Genomic DNA, 23,276 nt, shown 5'->3' on the forward strand with positions numbered 1-23,276 from the left:
AACAGTAGGTCTGCATATCGGCCGAAGCCGCCTTTCATCCCCTCACCCCACCTCAGCCATGAACGTCCGATCTAAGATGATTACCAGCCTTTACCTTCCCCATCGTCACTGTTTGACGTACGACCAAGCCCGTCTGTATTGCGCATTTTTGCTATGTAAGCGAAAAATCGAAGACATTCTTGCTGCCGAATAACTTGGAAAGGCATTGGATCGCTGTATCTGAGAGCTCCTGCGTAAATAGCACGGCCAGCCGTTTCTTTGGTCGGGAGCAGGCGACGTAGAAGAGGTTGCGCCACCTTTCATATGCGGACCGGTCAGCAGGGATGTCTCCGGGATTTGCCAGGTACTCGAGCAGCTTGTTGAAGTCGTATTTGTTCCACCCCCGACCGGCGACAACGATCACGTTGTCGAACTCCACTCCCTTGACCCCGTGCTTCGTCGAGAACAGCGTGTGTTCGTCCACGAATTGTGAGAGTGCAATAACTTCCGTGTAATTGATCGAGAGGAGTTGCTTCAAGCGTGCTTTGGAACCAGACTCCTCTGCTTCACCCGCTTCCATCCACTCCCGCAATTCCTTTTCCCTCTGCAGAATCGAATCTGGCAAGCGAGGGTGCCCTGTCGCCTTCAGGTGGTCGATTACCTCCCCGATGGTTGCCTCCTGGCGGAGCTGCAGCAATGCCGACATGTCGCGAGCCCATTCGAGCTTGTCTTTCGCCCGGCGTATCTGCGGGATCTTCATTCCTAAAACCCGGAACATCTCGCCGAAGCGCTTGCCTTCGTACGCAACAGCCATGGGTTCCACTACTTCCAACAAGAACTTGATGAGGCTGTCTTCCTTCTTGGCGTAGGAATTGTTGAATCCCGAAAACGCCTTCGCGATACCCCTGTAGCCTTGCTCGGAGGCGAGCACCCCGTGGGTGAGCATGAGTATTTTGGTCTGACCCGACGACATGTCCCAGCCGTCGGCTTCCAGTTTTCCACGTAGTGCTTCGAGGTAAGCATGGGCTGTCTCTTCAGGGAGATCGCCTTTCCAATGTCCCCCGCCTTTTCCGTCCCGCCGTACCCCTTTCCACGAATTCGTGTGATAGGCTGCAACCTCTCCTTCCGCGTCGGGGTCTGAAAAAGCTTGTGGCAGCTCGGGGCGCATCTTATTAAGAACCTCAATTACTGGTGGCGCTGAGCGGAAGTTTGATTTCTGTTGGACTTTCGCCAACGCATCGTCGGTGATACGGCCACAAGTGTCCTCCTCACCGTAGATCTGCTGCCAATGGTCTCCGAAGAATCCAATCAGAGGTCCCTCGCCCTTCCTGACACAGTTGTCGATGATAGAGCTGACGAACTGCCTATTAGTGTCTTGATACTCGTCGATAAAAATGACGGGGTACCTAGAAACAAGCAGCTTCCGAAACTTCGGCTGATCCATTAGCCTAACCATCAGCTGCAGCACATCGTCATGATGGAGCGAAACTTTTGGATATTCCTTGCGGGCGGAGGCAAAGCCAAGCTCGTATTCAATTTCTCTCCCAGCCAGGCCGCCAGCTTCGTCCAGCCTTTCCTGCCATTTCGGCAGTTTGGGTAGCTCCTCGCGTAGAAACACTTGGAAGCCCTTAATCAGCGACCAACAGAATGCGTGGATAGTCGCCGAAAAGACCGCCGGGTGACCATCCGTGCGAGAGGTGATCTCTTCACTTGCGACGTTTGTGTAGGTGATACAGGCGATCCGTTTACCCCGGCGAATGAATTCGTCCCCCTGTTTCCCTATCAGGTAGCGCAACGCCATCACAAGCGAATGGGTTTTCCCCGAACCGGCGCCCGCCTCGAGGATGAAGCTCTTCCCGCCGTCCAAGCATTCGTAAATCTCGTTTAAGGACTTGCGCGCCGCCTCGACGGCAGGATTTTCGGCAACCACGTTAGTTTCCATGAGAACCAGCCTCAACTGCTTGTTCAGCCGCTTGGCCGGGCTTCGAACCGCTGGCTTCTGTTGGCGTCTTCGCGAGCCAGATGAGCCCCTCGCGTATGTAATGCGGAGCCGCCCAGTTGGTATCGCGGATGGCATGTTTAAGTGCGAATTCCGACTTCTTTGCCTTTGCTGCCTTATCCCAAGCCGACATTTCTAAATCGGCGGCGTCCAGCGAGAATTTGGCAGCATTGGCGAGCATAAAAGCACCCTCCAGGCTGCGCCCGCATGCAGGGGTGCCCGGCTCCGGGACCTGGTAGGCCATCCGCCGAACACCCTTGATCTTGTCAGCTTCTTTTTTCTCCAATAGCTCTTGAGGAGAAATTGCACCTACGTCGAACCAGGCCTTGATGCTGGCATTGCTTGTTCCTGCCCCCTTGGAAACCGCACAAGCCTCGCTGCCCGCATCCACCGAGTCCAGATCCGTGATAATGAGCGCGGGTAGTTCTAGGAAATCGAGCAACCGGAAAAATATGTGCGAGTAGGCTCCACCGACCTCCAGCACGCTGATGTACTGGCTTTCTAGCTTCTCCGCGTCGGCCAGGACGGCATCAACTTTCCCGATCATAACGGGGAGCAGTAGGCGCTCGGACGTGCCCTCAATGAGGATGACCTTATCTGCGAACAGGAGGTCGCAGCGGGTCAGCGTCATGTATTGGTGGAGGAATTCGTTGTCCTTGTTCTCGCGGTCTCCGAAGTCGAGCTTGAGGTCCTTGACCTTCGTGCGGGAGGAGCCAGCCACGTCCGGATCTGGCATCGCCAGGAAATACCGAATGGAATTGAATTCCGCTTTGTTTGCCATGTGCGACGAATGGGTCGTCACAACGAATTGCACGGGCCACGGCTGCCCGTCGCCGTATCTGTCTGCGAACAACTTGGCAATTACTTCCAGCTTGCTGACGAAAACCTCCTGCATCTGGGGATGCAGGTGTGCCTCCGGTTCTTCAATGAACATCAGGTGCATGCCGGGTTCGCTGCCTCGGGCCTTGAAGGATTTAAATGCCTCGAACAGTTTGAGCAGGATGTAAATCAGGTTGCGAGTACCGAGGCCGTTGTAAGCCTCCGGCAGGCTAATGCCATTGGCGCCGGCGTAGCGGATTTTCGTATGGTTCCGGAGCAGGAGGCCTACATCGAGACTGGTCTCAGTCTGAATATTTGGGTCGGGAAACCTGTATCCAAAGAGGTTGAGCGCTGGCAGGAGGTTGGTGAGCTGTCCGTTAAAGCTCTTGTCGATGCTTTCCTGGACGTTTTTGACCCCTTCTTTGAGTGTGTTGACGGTCTGCTGGTCTGCCTCTCGGGAATTCTCTTGGCCTGCCGATTCAAACAAGGCGCTCAGGATCCTGCTCAGGGAGTCGTTTTCCTTATGGGTGATATCGTCGATTCCACGTTGGGCTGAGACGAGATCCCCTTGGATGAGTTCCCTGAGCTTCGCCCATTCCAAAGGCCGCTCATTGGTCGGGTCGTTCGGATCCCTCGCGAAAACCTTGCACGAATAGTGCTTCGGGACCAACTCTTTCATTTTCTGAAGCAATATCGCCTTTTGCAGGGCCTCATCTGTCTCATTGTCCACCTCGATCTCGCCGAGGAATACCTTTAGCTTTCCATCGCCAAGCTGGTAGCAAATATCAACGCACGCTTCCTCACAATCGGGATCCAGATCAACGATAAAGTCCGAGAGCGGGCCAAAGCTTGCTGCCGCTTTGTCATAACCTACTGTAAGCGTTACCTCAATAGAGGGCAGGGCCGTTCGCACGTCGGTATCCTCCCGCTTCTGCCGCACCATTTGGAGTGCATCCCAAAATCCTGAATGTGCCGCAAGCGAAAAGTCCTCAAGGCTGAATCCGGCAGCCTTTTCTGAGAGTAGTCTCCTGAAAAGTTCGGCAAGCGACGTTTTGCCACTGTTGTTTCTGCCGACGATCAATGTCATGTGTTCGTCAAGGCATAGTTCAGTGTTCTTCAGTAAGCGAAAATTCTTTACCTGTACCTTTTTAATTCGCATGATAATTTTCGTTTGGAGGCTTGATGCGAAGTTGGCTGAATAAAAAAAATAAATTTTTTGTCGATCACGAAACACTTCGATTATCGGTGTCTCCGAATCGACGGACGTGCGCCAAAGCCCAGTCGAGCGAAGCCACTTGTAGCCTTAGCACGCGGTCTCCTTATTCCACAGTAGACAACGCCGTGAGCTCAATGCAGTTATTGGGTGGTCTCGGGGGTTCCCTGGGTCCTAGTGCGTATCAATAATCCATGTCTCAATTATGACCCTGTACTTGGATGGCCCGCAAGCCATATTGCCAGGCGGGAACAGCATAGCAATCTGTGCTGCGCGGGTATTTGTGGAGGCTGTTTGGTTTAAGTTGGTCTGTCCTGCCTTCCCTTAACAAGAAGTAGAGCGTCTGGCGATGGCTGACTGTCGCATAGCTGCCGCTGGAAGTTCATAGGCCAATTGGCGGCTTTGGCCGAACAGCAGCCCGCACATATCACACACGCTATCCTGACAAGCATCGCACTCTGTCGTTAGGAACCATAAGCTGGCCAAAATCGACGATTTGTACCCATAAGCTGGCCAAAAGCTGGAACGGTGTTTCAAACGTGGAAAGCCTTGCTGCGCAACACTTTCAAGGAATAGGGGTGGAGAAAATGGAATGACCTTGGGACGGCGGAGTGGCTAGAAACGCGAAACGGGAAGTATAAGCTGGCCGTTTCGGCCAACTTATGCTTCCCGTCACAAACGAAGAAAAAACTGAGGGGCGTGTTGGTGGACCGAAAGGGGATCGAACCCTCGACCTCTGCATTGCGAACGCAGCGCTCTCCCAGCTGAGCTATCGGCCCGTATCGATTTTGAATCGATCCAAACATCCTATCACAACGGCATTTTGCTTGCCTAGCCCCTCTCTCCGGCCAGCGGCAGGCTGAACCAGAACACGCAGCCGCCTTCCGGGCTGCTGAGCGCGCCGAATTCGCCGCGGTGGAATTCGACGATGGAGCGGCAGATGTTGAGGCCTATGCCCATGCCTTCCGGCTTGGTGGAGTAGAACGGCGTGAACAGATTGTCCTGCATGCCCTGGGCCAAGCCGGGGCCGTTGTCCACCACCTCCACCCGCCATTGCTGGTCGCCCACGCAGGTGTGCAGCTGCACGCAGGGGCGCGGGGTGCCAGCTTCCACCAGGGCTTCGATGGCGTTTTTCAGCAGGTTGAGCAGCACCTGTTCGATCAACACCGGGTCCATGTCCAAGAGACAGGCGCGGCGGTCGGGCTCCCATTGCAGGCTGACGCCGTGCTTGGCGGCCAGCGGTTCGGCCAGGCCCATCGCCCGCGGCACCACTCGCGCCGGGTCCACCCGCTCCAGCTGCGGCTCGTGCTTTTTGACGAAGGCGCGGATGCTGCTGACAATCTGCGCCGCGCGCTTGGCCTGCTCGGCCATGGCTTGCAGCGCCTCGCGCACGCCGGCGGGCAGAGCCAATTCTTCCGGCAGGCGGCGGTTGACGCCGGCGGCGTAGGTATTGATGGCGGTGAGCGGCTGGTTGAGCTCATGCGCCAGCGTGGAGGCCATTTCGCCCATGGCGATCAAGCGGGCGGTGTTCTGGAAGCGTTCCTGCTGCGCTTGTTCGCGCTCTTCGCGGCGGCGGTCGGCGGTGACATCGCTGACAATGGCCAGCCAGGCCGACTCGCCGTTCACCCACTCGATGCGGCGGCGGCGGATCAATAAATAGCGGTGCTCGTGGGCGACAATGAACTCCATGCCGAAATCCTCGCTGCGCCCGTCCGCCATCAGGCCCGGCAGCAGCACGCAGCACGGCGCTTCGGCATCGCCCACTAGCCAGAGTTCGGCGAAGCCGGGGTTGGCGTACAGCAGCTGCCCGCTGCCCTCGTCCACCACGCACACGCCGGCCGCCAGGCCATTCAGCACGGTGAGAAATCGGCGATGGGCGGCGTCCAGCGCGGTGCGCTGGCGCTGGCGCTCGGTGATATCGAACATCGAGGTGATCCAGCCGTGCTGACTGCCGTCCTCTTCCACCAGCGGCGTGGCGAACAGGCGCACTACCACCGTGCCGCCATGCTTGCGCCGCATGGTCAGTTCGAAGCCGTTTTCCGGCTGGTGGTTGGCCCGCATCGCCGCCAAGGCCTCAGCCAAGGGCGCGTGATGCGCCGCCGGCCAGAACGGATGCGGCGGCAGGCTGCCCACCAGCTCGTCGGGGCTGAAGCCCAGCATGTCGCAGAAGGCGCGGTTGACGCGGACGATTTCGCCCTCCTGGCCGATGGCCATCAGGCCGCTTTTCATCGAATCCTCTATCGCCTGCCGCAGCGACACTTCCTTGGACAGCCGCTGCTCGGCCAGGGCGCGCTCGCGCATATGGCGGCGGGTGCGCCACACCGCGTAGGACAGGGTGAACAGCAGCAGCACGATCACGCCGGTCAGCACAGGCAAGGTCAGGCCCAGGCCGCTGCGGTACGCCACCGCGCGCAGATATAAGCCAAAGCCCGGCGGATCCAGGCTGGTCTGGTGCGAGATATTGCCTGGCCGCTCGGCGGCGTCGAACTTCTGCGCCAGCGTTTTCCCGCCCAGATCAATGATGCTGATGTAGTTCTTGGAGGCGATCCACCACGGCACCTGGTGATACAGCAGCCCGTCCAGTTGATAGGACAGCCGCACCCCGCCTTGCAAATGGCCATCGTGGACGATGGGGATGGCCAGATCGAAACGGTATTTGCCGTCGACGCCCTGATAAGGCGCGCCGTAGGATGGCCGCAGCAATCGCGCGGCCCGCCACAGCGCGTCGTACTCCGCCGAGTTCAGCTCGCGGCCATCGCGCCGGGTGCCATGCGCGTCCCATTGCACCACCCTGCTCTCATCCACCCTTTCCAGCGTCACCAGCTCCGGATTTTCCCGCATGTAGAAGGCCGCCAGATGCGCGAAGCGGCCGCTGTCCACTTTGCCGGCGGCGATGTCGCGCGCCAGTCCGTCGCCCCACTCCTGATGCCCTTCCAGATGCATGCGCAGCGATTGCTCCAGCCACAGCACTTCCTGGATCAGATTGTCCTGCTGCTCGTCGCGCCAATCGCGGTATACCAGATAACTCAGACTGCACAGCGCCAGCAGCAAGGCGATCAGCGACAGGCTGATGCCGGGCCACAGCATGAAGGGCAGGCGTTTTAGACGGGAATCGGATGAGGACATGATGGAGACGCGGACAATTGCACAGTCCGGATGATAGCTCGACATGAGACCTTCCGGGCGCATGACCATGTTCTGGAATTCCCTAATGGTCAACCTGGTCTGGAGCAACTACTTTAACGGCACAAAATGCCGCAACATCGGCGCACAACACTATCAATGCTACAAACGGATGGAGAAACCCATGAAATTCAAGCATGCCGCTCTGGCGCTTTGCGTCGGCCTGTCTTTTTCCGCCATGGCTCAGGCCGCCGGCGAAATCGTCATCAAATTCAGCCATGTGGTGGCGCCGGACACGCCCAAGGGCAAGGCCGCGGAATACTTCAAAAAGCTGGCCGAACAACGCACTCACGGCAAGGTGAAGGTGCAGGTCTACCCCAACAGCCAGCTGTACAAGGACAAGGAAGAGATGGAAGCGCTGCAACTGGGCGCGGTGCAAATGCTGGCCCCCAGCCTGGCCAAATTCGGCCCGCTGGGCGTGAAGGAATTCGAAGTTTTCGACCTGCCCTATGTGTTCGACAACTATGACGAAGTCAATAAGGTGATGCACGGCGCCATCGGCAAGCAATTGCTGGGCAAGCTGGAAAGCAAGGGCATCAAGGGCCTGGCTTACTGGGACAACGGCTTCAAGAATTTCTCGTCCAACAAGCCGATCAAGACCCCGGCCGACCTCAAGGGCATGAAGATCCGCATCCAGTCGTCCAAGGTGCTGGAAGAGGAAATGCGCACCCTGGGCGCGCTGCCGCAGGTGATGGCCTTCTCCGAGGTCTACCAGGCGCTGCAGACCGGCGTGGTGGACGGCACCGAGCTGGAAGCGTCCAATCTGTACACCAGCAAGTCCTACGAAGTGCAGAAGAACCTGACGCTGACCCAGCACGGCTTCCTCGGCTACGCGCTGATCGTCAACAAGAAGTTCTGGGACGGCCTGCCTGCCGACGTGCGTTCGCAGCTGGACAGCGCGGTGCAGGACGCCAGCGTCTACGCCAACAAGATCGCCAAGGAAGAAAACGACAAGGCCGTGGCGGCGATCAAGGCCTCCGGCAAAACCAAGGTCTATGTGCCGACGCCGCAAGAGCGCGAAGCGTTCAAGAAGGCGCTGCTGCCGGTGCACCAGAAAATGGCCGACCGCATCGGCCCGGACCTGCTCAAAGCCATCTATAAAGAAACCGGCTTCAAGCCCGCCAAGTAAGGCCATCCGCCGCGCCCTGAACGGCGCGGTTTTTTCATGCGCCAAGGAAACCTGCCATGCTGAAATTCCTCGACCACCTCGAGGAGTGGATGATTGCCTGTCTGATGGGGGCCGCCACCCTGATCACCTTCGTAGCGGTGCTGCACCGCTACGGCTCGGGCATTCCCACCCTGCAACCCTACCTCGCCCACATCAATCTGTCGTGGGCGCAGGAGCTGACTGTTTATCTGTTTGTGTGGATGGCCAAGTTCGGGGCCGCCTATGGCGTGCGCACCGGCATCCACGTCGGCGTCGATGTGCTGATCAACCGCCTGCCGGACAAAACCCGCGGCTATTTCATCGTATTCGGTCTCCTGGCCGGCGCGCTGTTCACCGGCACGGTGGCGGTAATGGGCGGCGACTTCGTCTGGAACATCGCTCACACCGACCAGACCTCGCCTGACCTGGAGGCGCCGATGTGGCTGGTCTACCTGGCCATCCCGGCCGGCTCCACCCTGATGTGCTTCCGCTTCCTGCAAGTGGCCTGGCGTTTCGTCAAAACCGGCGAACTGCCCAAGCACGACCACGGCCACGTGGACGGCATCGAGGGCGATGAAGCGCTCGACAATCTGCACCCGCACGATACCCCGCACGGAGGCCGCCCATGAGCGCTTTGATCATCTTCGGCCTGCTGCTGGCGCTGATGCTGACCGGCATGCCGATCTCCATCTCGCTGGGCCTGACCGTCCTCACCTTCCTGTTCACCATGACCGAGGTGCCGATCACCTCGGTCGCGCTCAAGCTGTTCACCGGCATAGAGAAGTTCGAGATCATGGCGATCCCCTTCTTCATCCTGGCCGGCAACTTCCTGATGCACGGCGGCGTGGCGCGGCGGATGATACGCTTCGCCACCACCCTGGTGGGCCATTGGTACGGCGGCCTGGGCCTGGCCGGCGTGGTGTCGTGCGCGCTGTTCGCCGCCATCACCGGCTCCTCGGTGGCCACCGTCGTCGCCGTCGGTTCCATCATCCTGCCCGCCATGCTGAAACAGGGGTATCCGGCCCGCTTCGGCGCCGGCGTCATCACCACCTCCGGCGCGCTGGGCATTCTGTTTCCGCCGTCGATCAATCTGGTGATGTACAGCATCGCCACCGCTGGCATGAGCGTCACCGGACCGGATGGCAACTCGGTGTCCACCGCCTCGGTCGGCCAGCTGTTCATGGCCGGCGTGCTGCCCGGCTTGTGCCTGTCGGCGCTGTTGGGCCTCACCACCTGGTTCCGCGCCAAGAAGTTCGATTACCCGCGACTGCCCAAGGCCAGCTGGCTGGAACGCTGGCAAGCCTTCCGCGAGTGCGTGTGGGGCTTGCTGCTGATGGTGCTGGTGATAGGCGGCATCTACACAGGCATCTTCACCCCCACCGAGGCGGCGGCGATGGCGGCGGTGTACGCCTTCGTGATCGCGGTGTTCGTCTACAAGGACATGGGGCTGAAGGACGTGCCCAAGGTGCTGATCAACGCCGCGTCGATGAGCGCGATGCTGCTCTACATCATCACCAACGCGGTGTTGTTCTCCTTCCTGATGGCGTCGGAACAGATTCCGCAAACCATGGCCGCCTGGATGGCTACCCAAGGCTTCGGCATCGTCGCCTTCCTGCTGCTGACCAATGTGCTGCTGCTGGCGGCCGGCAACTTCATGGACCCGTCGGCCATCGTGCTGATCATGGCGCCCATCCTGTACCCGGTGGCGGTGAAGCTGGGCGTCAACCCCATCCATTTCGGCATCCTGATCGCGGTGAACATGGAGGTGGGCATGTGCCACCCGCCGGTGGGATTGAACCTTTATGTGGCATCGGGGATCACCAAGATGGGGATCACCGAATTGACGGTGGCGGTATGGCCCTGGCTGCTGACCATGCTGGGCTTCTTGCTGGCCGTCACCTTCATCCCGGAAATCTCGCTGTGGCTGCCGAGGGCGCTGGGCATGATGGGTTGAAATCTTCAGCTCAAATAATATGCAGCCGCGATGGAGCGATCTGTCGCGGCTTTTGTCCGACACCTCGTAGCCCCTGCTTGGCAGAAGGCATATAATGCTGGGCTAAATTCCCTTACACAAACACAAGAACATCTCTCTATCAGGAGCCTGCGAATGGACGAGCAATTGCGCCAAAGCGCGCTGGAATTTCACCAGTTCCCCACACCCGGCAAGATTCAGGTCGCCCCCACCAAGCCGCTGACCACTCAGCGCGACTTGGCCTTGGCCTACTCTCCCGGCGTGGCCGCCCCCTGCGACGCCATCGTCGAAGACCCGCTCAACGCCTACAAGTACACCGCCCGCGGCAACTTGGTGGCGGTGATCTCCAACGGCACCGCCGTGCTGGGCCTGGGCAATATCGGCGCGCTGGCCAGCAAGCCGGTGATGGAAGGCAAGGGCGTATTGTTCAAAAAATTCGCCGGCATCGACGTGTTCGACATCGAAGTCAACGAGCTCGACCCGGACAAGCTGGTAGACATCATCTGCTCGCTGGAGCCGACTTTCGGCGGCATCAACCTGGAAGACATCAAGGCGCCGGAGTGCTTCTACATCGAGAAGAAGTGCCGCGAACGCATGGGCATCCCGGTCTTCCATGACGACCAGCACGGCACCGCCATCGTGGCCGCCGCCGCCGTTCTGAACGGCCTGCGCCTGGTGAAGAAGGAAATCGGCGAAGTGCGCGTGGTGGCCTCCGGCGCCGGCGCCGCCGCCATCGCCTGCCTGGACCTGCTGGTGGCCCTGGGCGTGAAGCGCGAAAACATCACCATCTGCGACTCCAAGGGCGTGGTCTTCATCGGCCGCGACGAGAAGCTGGATGAGTCCAAGCTGCGTTACGCGATCAAGGACAACGGCTGGCGCAAGCTGGCAGACGCCATGGCCGGCTCCGACATCTTCATGGGCCTGTCCGGCCCGCGCCTAGTGTCGCAAGACATGGTCAAATCCATGGCCCGCGATCCGCTGATCCTGGCCATGGCCAACCCGGAACCGGAAATCCTGCCGCCGCTGGTCAAGGAAGTGCGTCCGGACGCCATCATCGGCACCGGCCGTTCGGACTTCCCGAACCAGGTCAACAACGTGCTGTGCTTCCCCTTCATCTTCCGCGGCGCGCTGGACGTGGGCGCCACCACCATCAATGAAGAGATGAAGCTGGCCACCGTGCGCGCGATCGCCGACCTGGCGATGGCCGAGCAGAACGACGTGGTCGCCTCCGCCTACGACAATCAGGAACTGTCCTTCGGCCCGGAATACGTGATTCCGAAGCCGTTCGACCCGCGCCTGATCGTCAAGATCGCCCCGGCCGTGGCCAAGGCCGCCATGGAGTCCGGCGTAGCCACTCGCCCTATCCAGGACTTCGACGCCTACGCCGACCAACTGGCGCAGTTCGTCTACAAGACCAATCTGTTCATGAAGCCGGTGTTCGCCCAGGCCAAGCAAAACCCGAAACGCGTGGTGCTGACCGAAGGCGAAGACGAGCGCGTGCTGCACGCCACCCAGGAAATCGTCACCCAGGGTCTGGCCAAGCCCATCCTGGTGGGCCGTCCGAGCGTGATCGAGAAGCGCATCGAAAAGCTGGGCCTGAAGCTGCGCGCCGGCGTGGACTTCGAGCTGGTCAACAATGAGTCCGACTCGCGCTTCAACACCTACTGGCAGGACTACTACCAGCTGATGAAGCGCAAGGGCGTGTCGCAAGAGCAGGCTCGCCGCCGCGTGATCGGCAACACCACGCTGATCGGCGCGATGATGGTGCGCCGCGGCGACGCCGACGCGCTGATCTGCGGCACCTACGGCCCGTACCGCCAGCACTTCGACATCCTGGAGAACGTGCTGGGCTACGCCAATGAAGACAAGGTGGCCGGCGCGATGAACGCGCTGATCCTGCCGACCGGCAACATCTTCATCACCGACACCTACGTCAACGCCGAGCCGAGCGCCGAGCAACTGGCCGCCATCACCAAGATGGCGTCGCAGTCGATCAAGCGCTTCGGCATCCAGCCCAAGGCCGCGCTGCTGTCCAACTCCAGCTTCGGCGCGCTCAACACCGCGTCCTCGCAGAAAATGCGCGCCGCCTTCGACCAGATCCGCGAGAACCAGCCGGAACTGGAAATCGACGGCGAAATGCAGGGCGACGCCGCGCTGGTGGAAAGCATCCGCCAGCAAGCGATGCCGGATTCGACGCTGAAGGGCTCGGCCAATCTGTTGATCATGCCGAACGTGGAAGCCGCCAACATCAGCTACAACCTGCTGCGCGTATCGGCGTCCGACGGCGTGACCATCGGCCCGATCCTGATGGGCATGGCCAAGCCGGCGCACATCCTGACCCCGATCTCGTCGGTGCGCCGCATCGTCAACATGGTGGCGCTGGCCTCGGTGGACGCCCAGCAACAGGGCTAAGCCGGACACGCTCCGACATCCAGCGGTATACTGAACGGGCAAGCTTGGCTTGCCCGTTTTTCATTTCTCACAAGGACAAGCGCCATGAGCGACCAAGGCCACGATCCGTTCTCGCTGTTCCGCCAGTTCTGGCAACAAGCGACGCCCCCTGGCATGCAGGCTTTTCTGCCGCCGATGACGGAGGAGGAAATCGACCGCAAGCTGGCCGAATTGAAAGTGGTGGAAGGCTGGTTGACGATGAACCTGGGCGTGCTGACCATGCAGATCAAGACGCTGGAGATGCAGAAAACCGCGCTGCATTCGATGCGGCCCAAGGATGCGCCATGATGCCGGAGACTCCAGCCGTGGAGAGCTCCTCTTTCGCCTAAATATGCGGAAGGGCAAACAGGCCGCGCGGCGGCTGCGCCAGCCCTTGGCCTTGACTCGAATCATTACTGCGCCAGCATTACAGATCCTTGCCGGGAATCGATGTTTTTTGCGATTTGACTAAGCGTCAGCCTGGCCTAAATGTGCTTGCAAGCCCTGCTCAGAGGCTGGACGCATATTTATTGCAATAAACTGTAAACCTTGGCATGACATAAAATTAAAGCGTCACAGACAGTCACACTATCCTACATAACTATTAACAATTTGCCTGACAGGTTTACCGTATCCTTATGTGCTCATAGGTAGAGGTACGCATGACTGTCATTCAATCCATGGATCTGTTCTGGTCGCTGGCCAATGGCTCGTTCTCGCAACGGGACGGCTTCGACGAAGGCAAGAACCGCTTCAAATTCGCTCTCCGCGGCATGCTGACGCTGCCGTGGACTTTGCGTTGGCTGAATACTTTCCGCTCGCAATCCCTGCTCACCTATCTGAAACGCAATCCCAGGCTGGCTTGCAAGCTGCATCGTCCCTACCTGTACCGCTCACTGGGCCCTGCAGGCAAACTTGCCGCATTGCAAAACCACTATGCGCTGCAAGAAAGAACTTTCAACGCCCAAGCCCTGAAAGTTCTGTTGTCCAATGCGCAGTTGGAGCTTGCGCAAGTCTCGGGCAAAAATGAGGAAAGCCTGCTGGCGCAATTGACGCTGAACCACTCCTTCGACAAGGAGGGTGAGTTGTCACTGCAGGTTTGCAATGCGGATCGGGTGCCGCTAGCCACCCTGACCTTCACGCTGACCCGCCGCGAAGACCTCTCCGTGCTGGTAGTGGGCGGCCTGCAAGGCCCGCGCAAGCCGCATGGAGCGGAAACCGTGCAAAAAGCCACCAAGGCGGCGCACGGGCTGTTCCCCAAGCGGCTAGCCATCGAGGCGCTGACCGCGCTGGCCCGCAAGATCGGCGTCGATGAAATCCTGGCCGTAGGCAACCGCGAGCATATCTACAGCTCCTGGCGCTATCGCCGCGACTTTTTCGCCGATTACGACAGCTTCTGGCAAACGCTGGAAGGCGAGCCGGTGGAGAACGGCCGTTTCTACCGCCTTCCGCTGACGATTCCGCGCAAGGCCATGGAAGACATCGCCAGCAAAAAGCGCGCCGAATACCAACGCCGCTACACGCTGCTGGACGAGTTGTCCGCCCAAACCGCCCGCGCGGTTTAATACCCGCTCACACAAGCCCTCACGCTGCCGCCGCGAACGGACGCTCCTTCGCGGCAGGCAAGACCCGTCAGGGCCGGGCCAGGCTGAACGCAGGTTCGGCCTTGCTATAGCGGTCGCCGCCCAGCTTGCCGATCGCCTGCAGGCCGACGTCGTCGATGGCGCCGTTTTTCCAGACCTGATCCGCCACATAGATATGCCGCACTTCGGCCAGCACCAGATTGCCGGCCCCGGTGCCATGTCCGAAAGTCAGGCACTGATGCAGCGTGCACTCCAGACGCACCGGCGCGTCGGCCACGCCCGGCGGCTTCACCGTCACGCTCTGCGATTTGGCCAAGCCCGCCAGTTCGAACTCGTCCACATCGGCCGGATAGCTGCCGCAAGTGATATTCATCGCCTCGGCCAAAGGCTGGCTGACGATATTGACCACCAGCTCGCCGGTCAGACGGATGTTGGCCAGCGTGTCCTTATCCCGCTCCGACGCCTGTTTGAGGATGCTGAAACCCAGCAAAGGCGGCGTCACGCTCATCACATTGAAGAAAGAAAACGGCGCCAGATTGCAGACGCCCTTCACATCCTGCGTGCTGACCCAGGCGATGGGCCGCGGCAACACGCAGCCCACCAGCAGTTGATACAGATTCGTTCGCTCCAATTGCTGCACATTGAACTCCATCGTTTCGCTTCGCCCGAGGTGAATATTGCCATGCCAGCATTCTAATGCGGCAAGGCCGCCGAGTGCCAGCCGTGAATTCAACTGGTTCGCCATCCCGCCAGCCGGTAAAATGCCGGGATGAACGCACCTCGCTTTGTCCATCTTCGCCTCCACTCGGAGTTTTCCATCACCGACGGCATCGTCCGCCTCGATGACGCGGTCAAACGCGCCGTCAAGGAACAGATGCCCGCGCTCGGCGTATCCGACCTGATGAACCTGTTCGGCATGGTCAAGTTCTACAAGAGCTGCCGCAACAAGGGCATCAAGCCCATCATTTCCGCCGACATCTGGCTGGAGAACGAGGAAGACCGCGACAAGCCCTACCGGCTGATGCTGACGGCGAAGAACCGCGAGGGCTACCGCCGCCTGTGCGAACTGCTGACCGAGGCCTTCAGCCACAACCAGTACCGCGGCCGCGCCGAGATCAAGCGCGAATGGCTGGAGAGCGGCGACAACAGCAACCTCCTCTGCCTGTCCGGCGCGCATCTGGGCGATGTCGGCGTCGCCCTGTCCATGGGCCAGCGCGACGAGGCGCGCCGCCGCGCCGACTACTGGGAAAGACTGTTCCCCGGTGCCTTCTATCTGGAAATCCAGCGCGTGGACAACCCGCAGGTGGAAAGCGTGGTGCAAGCCACCCTGTGGCTGGCTGGCGAAGCCGAACTGCCCGTCGTCGCCACCCACCCCATCCAGTTCATGGATAAGGACGATTTCAAGGCGCACGAAGCGCGGGTGTGCATCGCCGAGGGCTTCACGCTGGGCGACAAGCGCCGGCCGCGCAACTTCAACGAATGCCAATACTTCCTCAGCGCTGAGGAGATGGAGACCCGCTTCGCCGATATTCCGGAAGCGCTGGCCAATACCGTTGAAATCGCCAAGCGCTGCAATATCTCAGTGGTGCTGGGCAAGAACTACCTGCCGTTGTTCCCGACGCCGGACGGCATGTCGCTGGACGATTTCCTGGTCTACGAAGCCAAGCGCGGCCTGGAAGAACGGCTGAAGCAGCTCTATCCGGACGAGGCCGAGCGCGAAGCCAAGCGGCCCGATTACGACGCGCGGCTGAAGTTCGAGTGCGACACCATCATCCAGATGGGTTTCCCCGGCTACTTCCTGATCGTGGCGGACTTTATCCAGTGGGGCAAAGGCAACGGCTGCCCGGTGGGACCGGGCCGGGGTTCCGGCGCCGGCTCGCTGGTGGCGTACAGCCTGTCCATTACCGATCTGGACCCGCTGAAATACGCGTTGCTGTTCGAGCGCTTCCTGAACCCGGAACGGGTGTCGATGCCCGACTTCGACGTGGACTTCTGCCAGGAAAACCGCTGGCGCGTGATCGAATACACCCGCCGCAAATACGGCGAGGAGGCTGTGAGCCAGATCGTCACCTTCGGCACCATGTCGTCCAAGTCGGTGATCCGCGACGTCGGCCGCGTGCTGGACCTGCCCTTCGGCCTGTGCGACCGCCTGTCCAAGCTGATCCCGCTGGAGGCCAACAAGCCGCTGAGCCTGGACAAGGCGATGCAGGTGGAGCAGCAGATCGGCGAAATCATAGAGAGCGAGGGCGCGCAGGAGCTGATCGAACTGGCGATGAAGCTGGAAGACCTGACCCGCGGCCTGGGCATGCACGCCGGCGGCGTGTTGATCGCGCCGGGTAGGCTGACCGACTTCTGTCCGCTGTACATCGCCAGCGGCGAAGGCGCGTCGCCGGTTTCGCAATTCGACAAGGACGACGTGGAACAGATCGGCCTGGTGAAGTTCGACTTCCTGGGCCTGCGCAACCTCACCATCATCGAGCTGGCGCAGAAGTACATCAAGGACATCACTGGCGAAGAGGTGGACGTCGCCCACCTGCCGCTGGACGACAAGCCGGCCTACAAGGTGTTCGCCACCGCCAACACCACCGCCGTGTTCCAGTTCGAGTCCTCCGGCATGAAAAAGATGCTGGTGGAGGCAAAACCCAGCAAGTTCGAGGAAATTATCGCCTTCGTGGCCCTGTACCGTCCGGGTCCGATGGACCTGATCCCGGACTTCATCCAGCGTATGCACGGCGCCAAGTTCGAGTACCTGCACGCGCTGCTGGAGCCGGTGCTGGCCCCGACCTACGGCATCATGGTGTACCAGGAACAGGTGATGCAGTCCGCCCAGGTGATCGGCGGCTATAGCTTGGGCGGCGCCGACTTGCTGCGCCGCGCCATGGGCAAGAAGAAGGTCGAAGAGATGGTGGCCCAGCGCGCGATGTTCGTGCAGGGCGCGGCCAAACAGGACATTCCCGAGTCCAAGGCCAACGAAATCTTCGACTATATGGAGAAGTTCGCCGGCTACGGCTTCAACAAATCGCACGCCGCCGCCTACGCGCTGGTGGCCTACCACACAGCCTGGCTGAAGGCGCATCACTGCGCGGCCTATATGGCGGCGACGATGTCCACTGAATTGGACAACACCGACCAGCTGAAGGTGTTCTACGACGACTGCCAGGACAGCAAAAACGGCATCACCTTCCTGCCGCCGGACGTCAACCACAGCTTCTACCGCTTCGTGCCGGTCAGCCGCCAGGAAATCCGCTACGCGCTGGGCGCGATCAAGGGCACCGGCGAATCGGCGGTCGATCACATCGTCGCCGCGCGCCAAAGCGGCGGACCGTTCACCGATCTGTTCGATTTCTGCAAACGCACCGACAAGAAGCTGGTCAACAAACGCGTGATCGAGGCGCTGATCCGCGCCGGCGCTTTCGACGCCATCGAGCCCAACCGCGCGCTGCTGTTCGCCAATGTCGGCCTGGCCATGGACGCCGCCGAGCAAGAGCACGCCAACGCCAACCAGGGCGGTTTGTTCGACATGTTCGGCGACGATGTCGCCCCAGCCGTGGAGATGGTGGCCACTCGGCCATGGAACGACGCCGTCAAGCTGGCCGAGGAAAAACTGGCCATCGGCTTTTATCTGTCCAGCCACCCCTTCGCCGCCTATGAGAAAGAAGTGCGCGGCTTCATCAAGACCCGGCTGTCGCGCCTCAGCCCGCGCAAGGAGCCGCAACTGCTGACCGGCTTCGTCACCGGCATCCGCGTCAAAGTGGGCAACCGCGGCAAAATGGCCTTCGTGCAACTGGACGACGGCTCGGCCAAACTGGAAGTGTGCCTGTTCGCCGAAAGCTTCGAGCTCAACCGCGACAAGCTGAAGGAAGACATCGTGCTGGTGGTGGAGGGCAAGGTCAGCGAGGACAGCTTCTCCGGCGGCCTGCGCATCGTCGTCGACAAGCTGCACACGCTGGGCGAAGCGCGCAGCCGCTACGCCCGCGGCCTGGCGCTGCAATTGCCGGCCAAGCCGGACATCGCCCGGCTCAAATCCGAACTGCACCCCTTCAAGAGCCAGGACGCCGGCTGCCTGGTGCGGCTGGCCTACAACAACGGCCAGGCCAAGGGCGAGCTGATGCTGCCCCAGGAGTGGGGCGTGCGGCTTGACGATGGCCTGCTGTTGGCGCTGGGCGACTGGCTGGGCGAAGACAAGGTCAAGGTGATGTGGTAAGCGACGCTTCGCCGGCCGCCTTCAGATGCTTTGCGCGGCATTTTCTTTGCCGCGCAAGGCTGGGCAGGCTATGATGCCAACGTTGCGCGCCGCGATGATAGACTAATCAGCCGCTCGCGCGCGAATTCGCTTATGATGGGCTAAGGTGCCAGATCAGCCGATCTGGGCTTTCGGCACTGAAAATACCCGTTTCCTGGAGATACCCCATGTCTAATCGCCAAACCGGCACCGTAAAGTGGTTCAACGATGAAAAAGGCTTCGGCTTCATCACCCCTCAAGGTGGCGGCGACGACCTGTTCGTACATTTCAAAGCAATCGAAAGCGATGGTTTCAAAAGCCTGAAAGAAGGCCAAACTGTCTCCTTCGTGGTTGAAAAGGGCCAAAAAGGCCTGCAAGCCGTACAAGTTCGCGTCGAGTAATCGTCCGAGCAGCGAAAAACCCCTGTCGAATCGACAGGGGTTTTTTTATTGTCCAGCCGCCGCGCTCAACCGCTTATGCTGGCCGCGCCGTTTTCCACATGGCCCACCAGGCGGCGCACAAAGCTGCTGTCGCCGGTGCAGGTGACGGTGAAGTCGTACCAGCCGTAGACGCTGGACAGGTTCCAGCTCAACAGCTGGCCGCCGCCCGGCGTCACCGTGACCTGTTGCGGCGCCGAACCGCCATAAGCATTGCCGCTCACCTGGAAAACCGCCACCTTGCCGCCCTGGTTGTTCAGCTGCAAGGTCAGCTGCGGCACGCCCGCCACGACCGAGACCGCGCTGACCGCCTCCAGCACGCCCAACGCGCTCTTCAGATTGCCGGCGAAGCGGCGCAGGAAGCCATTGGGGCCGTAAACGGTCAGATCGTACCAGCCATTGCCGTAAGTCTGGGCATGAAAGTAGTCCTTGATCTCCGCGCCCGCCGCCACATCGTACTGCCAGGGGCCGTCGATTCGATATTGGTTGGCGTAGATGGCGTAATGCGCGCCCTGCTTGCCGCCGTTCTGCATATGCACCCAGAAGATGCCAGACGACAGATCGGTGCTGCCATAGGCATTGCACTGATAAGGCAAGGCCCGCGCCGGCCGGCGGCCGTTTTCCGGCTGCGGCATCTGCCCCGGCTGCGGCGCGGTGGGCGCGGGCCAGTTCTTGGTCTGCTGGGCCTGGGACAGCAGAGCCGAGGCATCGGGGAAGGCCGGCACGCTGACATTGCTGCTGCTGAAGTCCAGCGCCGTGGTCAGATCGCCGCAGATCTGCCGCCGCCAGGCTGAGATATTGGGTTCCTGCACCCCGGTCCAGGTCTCCAGGAAGCGGATCACCGAGGTGTGGTCGAATACCTGGGAGCAGACATTGCCGCCGCGGCTCCAAGGCGACAACACCAGCATAGGCACCCGCGGCCCCAAACCGATAGGCAGGCCGCCGATGAACTCGTCCGCCGTGCCGGCAGGCGCCACCGGCGGCTGCAGGTGGTCGAACAAGCCATCGTTTTCGTCGTAATTGAGCAATAGCACCGTCGAGGCCCACACATCGGGATTGGCCGTCAGCGCTTGCAGAACCTGATCCAGCAGATAAGCGCCGGCCGCGGGAGCGGCGCTGGGGTGCTCGGAGTACTCCTGCGGCGCGACGATCCACGATACCTGCGGCAGCGTGCCGTTCACCGCGTCCTTGCGGATGGCGGCGACCAGGTCCGGCACCGAGTTGCCGCTGACCTTGGGCACCGAGCTCATGCCGCGATCGAACAGCGGATTGCCGGCCTTGGCATTGCGATATTGGGTGAACCAGGCCAAGGCGTTGTCGTCGAAATTATCGCCCAGCACCTGATACACCTTCCAGCTGACGCCCGCGTTCTGCAAACGCTCGGGATAGGTGGTCCAGCTATAGCCTTTTTCGCTGTTGTCGGTCACCGGCCCGCCGTGCTTGCCGGCCGGATCGATCATGCCGCTCCACAAATACAAGCGGTTGGGATTGGTCGGCCCCTGCACCGAACAGAAGTAGTGGTCGCAAATGGTGAAGGCGTCCGCCAGCGCGTAGTGATAAGGAATGTCGGCGCGGGTGAAGTAACCCATGGTCAGATTGGACTTGGCGGCGATCCAGCCATCGTACTTGCCTTGATTCCAGGCCGCGTGGGTGCCCGTCCAGGAGTGGTCCAGATCCGTCAGGTACTGGGCGCTGGTGCGGCTGGTATCCAGATGGAAGGGATATTCGCCGGAGGCCAAAGTCGGCTGACGGAACACGCTGTTGCCGCTGCGCAGCTGCAAAGCGCTGCGGTCGCCAAAGCCGCGCACGCCGCGCAAGCTGCCGAAATAGTGGTCGAACGACCGGTTTTCCTGCATGAACACCACAACATGCTTGACCGACGACAGGCTGCGGCCCGCCGGCCTCACGCCCATCGCGGCCGCCAGGCCGGGGGGAATAGCGCCAGCCGCCATCCCGGCGGCGGACAATTTCAAAAACTCGCGACGCGACAATTCGCTCATGACAACGCTCCAGATAGGTTCACGATCCATGACCATGGCAATTCTGGCCAGCGCGCAGTGTGCTCAAGCAATATGATTGTTTGATGAAACCGCCGCATGGTTTACTCTTGGCCGGTACCAGAACCTCAATCTTCAGCATAGCTCCGATGAAACTCCGCCAGGCCACTCACGCCGATCTCGCCGCCGTCTTCGCCATCGAACAAGCCGTGTTCGGCGAACACGTCTACCCCGACTTCTTCTTCCGCCAGGCGCTGGACCTGTGGCCCAGCTGGTTCTGGCTGGCCGTGGACCAGGCGGACCAGCCCGCCGGCTATCTGCTGGGCGCGCCCAGCCAGGATCCGGCGCACTTATGGGTGCTGTCGCTCGCCCTGCTGCCGGCCTGCCGCGGCCAAGGCGCGGGCAAGGCCTTGCTGCAGGCGGCCATGCAGGCGATGCAGCCCCGCGCCGCCAGCATCCGGCTGACGGTGGATCCGGCCAATCCGGCCGTCGGCCTGTACCGCCGGCTCGGCTTCGCCGAAATCGGCCGCGAGCCCCATTACTTCGGCCCCGGCGAAGCGCGCTTGCTGATGGAGTGGCAGCCGCGCTGACATGCGCTACACTCGATCCTTTGCCCGAGTGAAGCGCGCATGAAGTTGCTGCTGGTTCTCCTCGCCCTGGCTTCCAGCCTGGGCTATTACCTGATTCTGGCCCTGTGCCCGGCCTGGCTGGCCGGCCATGTCGCAGGCCTGCCTGCCGCCATTGTCCTGGCGCTGGCCGCCATGCTGGCGCTCTGCCTGATCGCTACGTTTTATGGCCGGGGAACGCAAGAATGAGCCTCGCCCAAATCCTGTTCCTGGCCTTGGTGCTGCTGACGCTGGCGCTGACCGCCGCCGCCCGCAAACGCACCGCCTCCCTCAATGATTTCTATACCGCCGGCGGCCGCTTGCCCGCCTGGCAAAACGGCCTGGCGCTGGCCGGCGACTATTTGTCCGCCGCGGCCTTTCTCGGCGCGGCCGGCATGTATCTGGGCCAGGGCTACGACTCGCTGGCCTACGCGGTGGGCACGCTGGCCGGCTGGCCGCTGCTGCTGCTGTTGCTGGCCGAGCCGCTGCGCAAGCAAGGCCGCTATACCGTGGCCGGGGTGCTGAGCCAGCGCTTCGACCACGGCGGCGTGCGGCTGGTGGGCATCGCCAGCACGCTGACGGTGACCTTGTGCTATCTGATCGTGCAATTGGTGGGCGCGGGCAAATTGATCGAGCTACTGTTCGGCCTGCCTTACCTGGCGGCGGTCGGCTTGGTAGGCGCGCTGATGATGGCCTATGTGGCGGCGGGCGGCATGTTGGCCGCCACCTGGGTGCAGATCGGCAAGGCCAGCCTGCTGTTCGTCTGCGCGCTGCTGCTGGCCATCGGCGTGCTGGGCCGTTTCGACGGCAGCCCGGCTCGCTTGTTCCAAGCGGTGGAGCAGCTGCGCGGCGGCGCGGTTTTCCTGCCCAGCAAGGGCTTGTCAGACCCCATCGAGGTGCTGTCGCTGGGCCTGGGGCTGAGCCTGGGCCTGCTGGGCCTGCCGCACGTGCTGATGCGCTTCTTCACCGTCGCCGACGCTCGCGCCGCCTGCCGTTCGGTCAAGCTGGCCACCTGGCTGGTGGGCGCGTTTTTCGCGCTGAACCTGATCATAGGCTACGGCGCGATGGCGCTGGTCGGCCCCGATCCGCGCTTTCACGGCGCGGACGGCAAGCTCTTGGGCGGCGTCAATATGGCGGCCCTGCACTTGGCCGAGCTGCTGGGCGGCGATTTCGCCCGCGCCGCCATCGCCGCCATCGCCTTCGCCACCATTCTGGCAGTGGTGGCCGGCCTGACGCTGGCCGGCGCCAGCGCCATCAGCCACGACTTGTACGCCAGTTGGCTGAAAAAAGGCCGCGCCGACGCCGCGGCCGAACTCAAAGTCTCGCGCCTGGCCACCTTGGGCCTGGGCCTGGCCGCCATGCTGCTGTCCACGGTGTTTCAGCAGCTGAATATCGCCTTGATGATGGGCCTGGCCTTCGCCATCGCCGCTTCGGCCAATTTTCCGCTGCTGCTGCTTAGCCTGCGCTGGCGCGGCCTCACCGCCCGCGGCGTGATCTGGGGCGGCGCGGCCGGCATAGCCGCCTCGCTGGCGCTGATCGTCTGCGGCCCCTCGGTGTGGGTGGCCGCGCTGGGCCACGCCAAGCCGCTGTTTCCCTATTCCAACCCCGCGCTGTTCGCCATGCCGCTGGCCTTCGCCGCCGCCTGGCTGGGATCGCGCGGCAAGCGCTAATATGAGTTGATGCGCCTTAC

The 23,276-nt window shown here is 61.3% G+C and carries 16 protein-coding genes and 1 tRNA gene; 11 read left to right on the top strand and 6 right to left on the bottom strand.

Annotation, left to right across the window (positions count from 1 at the left end; all coding sequences use genetic code 11):
• Window positions 1-151: 151 nt before the first annotated feature.
• From NKT35_RS03600 to NKT35_RS03615, 4 genes are all read right to left on the bottom strand, one after another.
• Window positions 152-1,921, bottom strand: a complete 1,770-nt coding sequence (locus NKT35_RS03600; protein WP_254298937.1) for a UvrD-helicase domain-containing protein — start codon at window positions 1,919-1,921, stop codon at window positions 152-154.
• Window positions 1,911-3,956 carry an ATP-dependent nuclease gene (locus NKT35_RS03605; protein ID WP_254298940.1) on the bottom strand — a complete coding sequence of 682 codons (2,046 nt, stop codon included), beginning with the start codon at window positions 3,954-3,956 and terminating at the stop codon, window positions 1,911-1,913. Before NKT35_RS03605 ends, NKT35_RS03600 begins: the two co-directional genes overlap by 11 nt.
• 757 nt (window positions 3,957-4,713) lie before the next feature.
• Window positions 4,714-4,789 (bottom strand) — tRNA-Ala (locus NKT35_RS03610).
• 52 nt (window positions 4,790-4,841) lie between these two features.
• Window positions 4,842-7,181, bottom strand: a complete 2,340-nt coding sequence (locus NKT35_RS03615) for a PAS domain-containing sensor histidine kinase (protein WP_254298942.1) — start codon at window positions 7,179-7,181, stop codon at window positions 4,842-4,844.
• Window positions 7,182-7,317: 136 nt separating this feature from the next.
• Between NKT35_RS03615 and NKT35_RS03620 the strand changes: the two genes are divergently transcribed.
• From NKT35_RS03620 to NKT35_RS03645, 6 genes are all read left to right on the top strand, one after another.
• Entirely contained in the window at window positions 7,318-8,322 is a 1,005-nt protein-coding gene (locus NKT35_RS03620) for a TRAP transporter substrate-binding protein (protein ID WP_254298944.1), read from the top strand.
• 56 nt (window positions 8,323-8,378) lie between these two features.
• Entirely contained in the window at window positions 8,379-8,969 is a 591-nt protein-coding gene (locus NKT35_RS03625; protein WP_254298946.1) for a TRAP transporter small permease, read from the top strand.
• Window positions 8,966-10,294, top strand: coding sequence for a TRAP transporter large permease (locus tag NKT35_RS03630; RefSeq protein WP_254298948.1), 1,329 nt, complete (start codon window positions 8,966-8,968; stop codon window positions 10,292-10,294). The genes NKT35_RS03625 and NKT35_RS03630 overlap by 4 nt, the downstream gene beginning before the upstream one ends.
• Window positions 10,295-10,447: 153 nt before the next feature.
• Window positions 10,448-12,724 carry an NADP-dependent malic enzyme gene (locus NKT35_RS03635; protein ID WP_254298949.1) on the top strand — a complete coding sequence of 759 codons (2,277 nt, stop codon included), beginning with the start codon at window positions 10,448-10,450 and terminating at the stop codon, window positions 12,722-12,724.
• Between the two features lie 84 nt (window positions 12,725-12,808).
• Entirely contained in the window at window positions 12,809-13,051 is a 243-nt protein-coding gene (locus tag NKT35_RS03640; protein ID WP_254298950.1) for a PhaM family polyhydroxyalkanoate granule multifunctional regulatory protein, read from the top strand.
• A 353-nt stretch (window positions 13,052-13,404) separates the two neighbouring features.
• Window positions 13,405-14,307, top strand: a complete 903-nt coding sequence (locus NKT35_RS03645) for a VirK/YbjX family protein (RefSeq protein WP_254298951.1) — start codon at window positions 13,405-13,407, stop codon at window positions 14,305-14,307.
• 67 nt (window positions 14,308-14,374) lie between these two features.
• Here the strand turns inward: NKT35_RS03645 and NKT35_RS03650 are convergent, their stop codons facing one another.
• Window positions 14,375-14,977, bottom strand: coding sequence for a flavin reductase family protein (locus NKT35_RS03650; protein WP_254298952.1), 603 nt, complete (start codon window positions 14,975-14,977; stop codon window positions 14,375-14,377).
• 117 nt (window positions 14,978-15,094) lie between these two features.
• On the opposite strand from NKT35_RS03650, the gene dnaE reads away from it, so the two are divergent.
• Both dnaE and NKT35_RS03660 read left to right on the top strand, forming a co-directional pair.
• A complete protein-coding gene (dnaE, locus tag NKT35_RS03655; protein WP_254298953.1) occupies window positions 15,095-18,529 on the top strand; it encodes a DNA polymerase III subunit alpha in 3,435 nt (1,144 codons plus the stop codon).
• Between the two features lie 206 nt (window positions 18,530-18,735).
• The gene (locus NKT35_RS03660) at window positions 18,736-18,948 is read left to right on the top strand and encodes a cold-shock protein (RefSeq protein ID WP_254298956.1); all 213 of its coding nucleotides are present in this window, start codon (window positions 18,736-18,738) and stop codon (window positions 18,946-18,948) included.
• 65 nt (window positions 18,949-19,013) lie between these two features.
• Here the strand turns inward: NKT35_RS03660 and NKT35_RS03665 are convergent, their stop codons facing one another.
• On the bottom strand, window positions 19,014-20,984 hold the full coding sequence (locus tag NKT35_RS03665; protein WP_254298959.1) for a phosphocholine-specific phospholipase C: 1,971 nt from the start codon (window positions 20,982-20,984) through the stop codon (window positions 19,014-19,016).
• Window positions 20,985-21,130: 146 nt separating this feature from the next.
• On the opposite strand from NKT35_RS03665, the gene NKT35_RS03670 reads away from it, so the two are divergent.
• Genes NKT35_RS03670 through NKT35_RS03680 form a run of 3 tightly spaced genes read left to right on the top strand, consistent with a single transcriptional unit; the run spans window position 21,131 to window position 23,256 of the window.
• On the top strand, window positions 21,131-21,571 hold the full coding sequence (locus NKT35_RS03670) for a GNAT family N-acetyltransferase (RefSeq protein ID WP_254298960.1): 441 nt from the start codon (window positions 21,131-21,133) through the stop codon (window positions 21,569-21,571).
• A gap of 39 nt (window positions 21,572-21,610) precedes the next feature.
• Window positions 21,611-21,796: a hypothetical protein gene (locus tag NKT35_RS03675; protein ID WP_254298962.1), complete on the top strand. Its 186-nt coding sequence runs from the start codon at window positions 21,611-21,613 to the stop codon at window positions 21,794-21,796.
• Complete coding sequence (locus NKT35_RS03680) at window positions 21,793-23,256, top strand: sodium:solute symporter family transporter (RefSeq protein ID WP_254298964.1); 1,464 nt, start codon at window positions 21,793-21,795, stop codon at window positions 23,254-23,256. The genes NKT35_RS03675 and NKT35_RS03680 overlap by 4 nt, the downstream gene beginning before the upstream one ends.
• Window positions 23,257-23,276 lie beyond the last annotated feature (20 nt).

The sequence above is a fragment of the Chromobacterium sp. IIBBL 290-4 genome (assembly GCF_024207115.1).
Taxonomy (GTDB): Bacteria; Pseudomonadota; Gammaproteobacteria; order Burkholderiales; family Chromobacteriaceae; genus Chromobacterium.

Bases quoted from the DNA above. Each gene is read 5' to 3' on its own strand.
- NKT35_RS03600 (WP_254298937.1), bottom strand. From the start codon at position 1,921: ATGGAAACTAACGTGGTTGCCGAAAATCCTGCCGTCGAGGCGGCGCGC.
- NKT35_RS03605 (WP_254298940.1), bottom strand. From the start codon at position 3,956: ATGCGAATTAAAAAGGTACAGGTAAAGAATTTTCGCTTACTGAAGAAC.
- NKT35_RS03615 (WP_254298942.1), bottom strand. From the start codon at position 7,181: ATGTCGAGCTATCATCCGGACTGTGCAATTGTCCGCGTCTCCATCATG.
- NKT35_RS03620 (WP_254298944.1), top strand. From the start codon at position 7,318: ATGAAATTCAAGCATGCCGCTCTGGCGCTTTGCGTCGGCCTGTCTTTT.
- NKT35_RS03625 (WP_254298946.1), top strand. From the start codon at position 8,379: ATGCTGAAATTCCTCGACCACCTCGAGGAGTGGATGATTGCCTGTCTG.
- NKT35_RS03630 (WP_254298948.1), top strand. From the start codon at position 8,966: ATGAGCGCTTTGATCATCTTCGGCCTGCTGCTGGCGCTGATGCTGACC.
- NKT35_RS03635 (WP_254298949.1), top strand. From the start codon at position 10,448: ATGGACGAGCAATTGCGCCAAAGCGCGCTGGAATTTCACCAGTTCCCC.
- NKT35_RS03640 (WP_254298950.1), top strand. From the start codon at position 12,809: ATGAGCGACCAAGGCCACGATCCGTTCTCGCTGTTCCGCCAGTTCTGG.
- NKT35_RS03645 (WP_254298951.1), top strand. From the start codon at position 13,405: ATGACTGTCATTCAATCCATGGATCTGTTCTGGTCGCTGGCCAATGGC.
- NKT35_RS03650 (WP_254298952.1), bottom strand. From the start codon at position 14,977: ATGGAGTTCAATGTGCAGCAATTGGAGCGAACGAATCTGTATCAACTG.
- dnaE (WP_254298953.1), top strand. From the start codon at position 15,095: ATGAACGCACCTCGCTTTGTCCATCTTCGCCTCCACTCGGAGTTTTCC.
- NKT35_RS03660 (WP_254298956.1), top strand. From the start codon at position 18,736: ATGTCTAATCGCCAAACCGGCACCGTAAAGTGGTTCAACGATGAAAAA.
- NKT35_RS03665 (WP_254298959.1), bottom strand. From the start codon at position 20,984: ATGAGCGAATTGTCGCGTCGCGAGTTTTTGAAATTGTCCGCCGCCGGG.
- NKT35_RS03670 (WP_254298960.1), top strand. From the start codon at position 21,131: ATGAAACTCCGCCAGGCCACTCACGCCGATCTCGCCGCCGTCTTCGCC.
- NKT35_RS03675 (WP_254298962.1), top strand. From the start codon at position 21,611: ATGAAGTTGCTGCTGGTTCTCCTCGCCCTGGCTTCCAGCCTGGGCTAT.
- NKT35_RS03680 (WP_254298964.1), top strand. From the start codon at position 21,793: ATGAGCCTCGCCCAAATCCTGTTCCTGGCCTTGGTGCTGCTGACGCTG.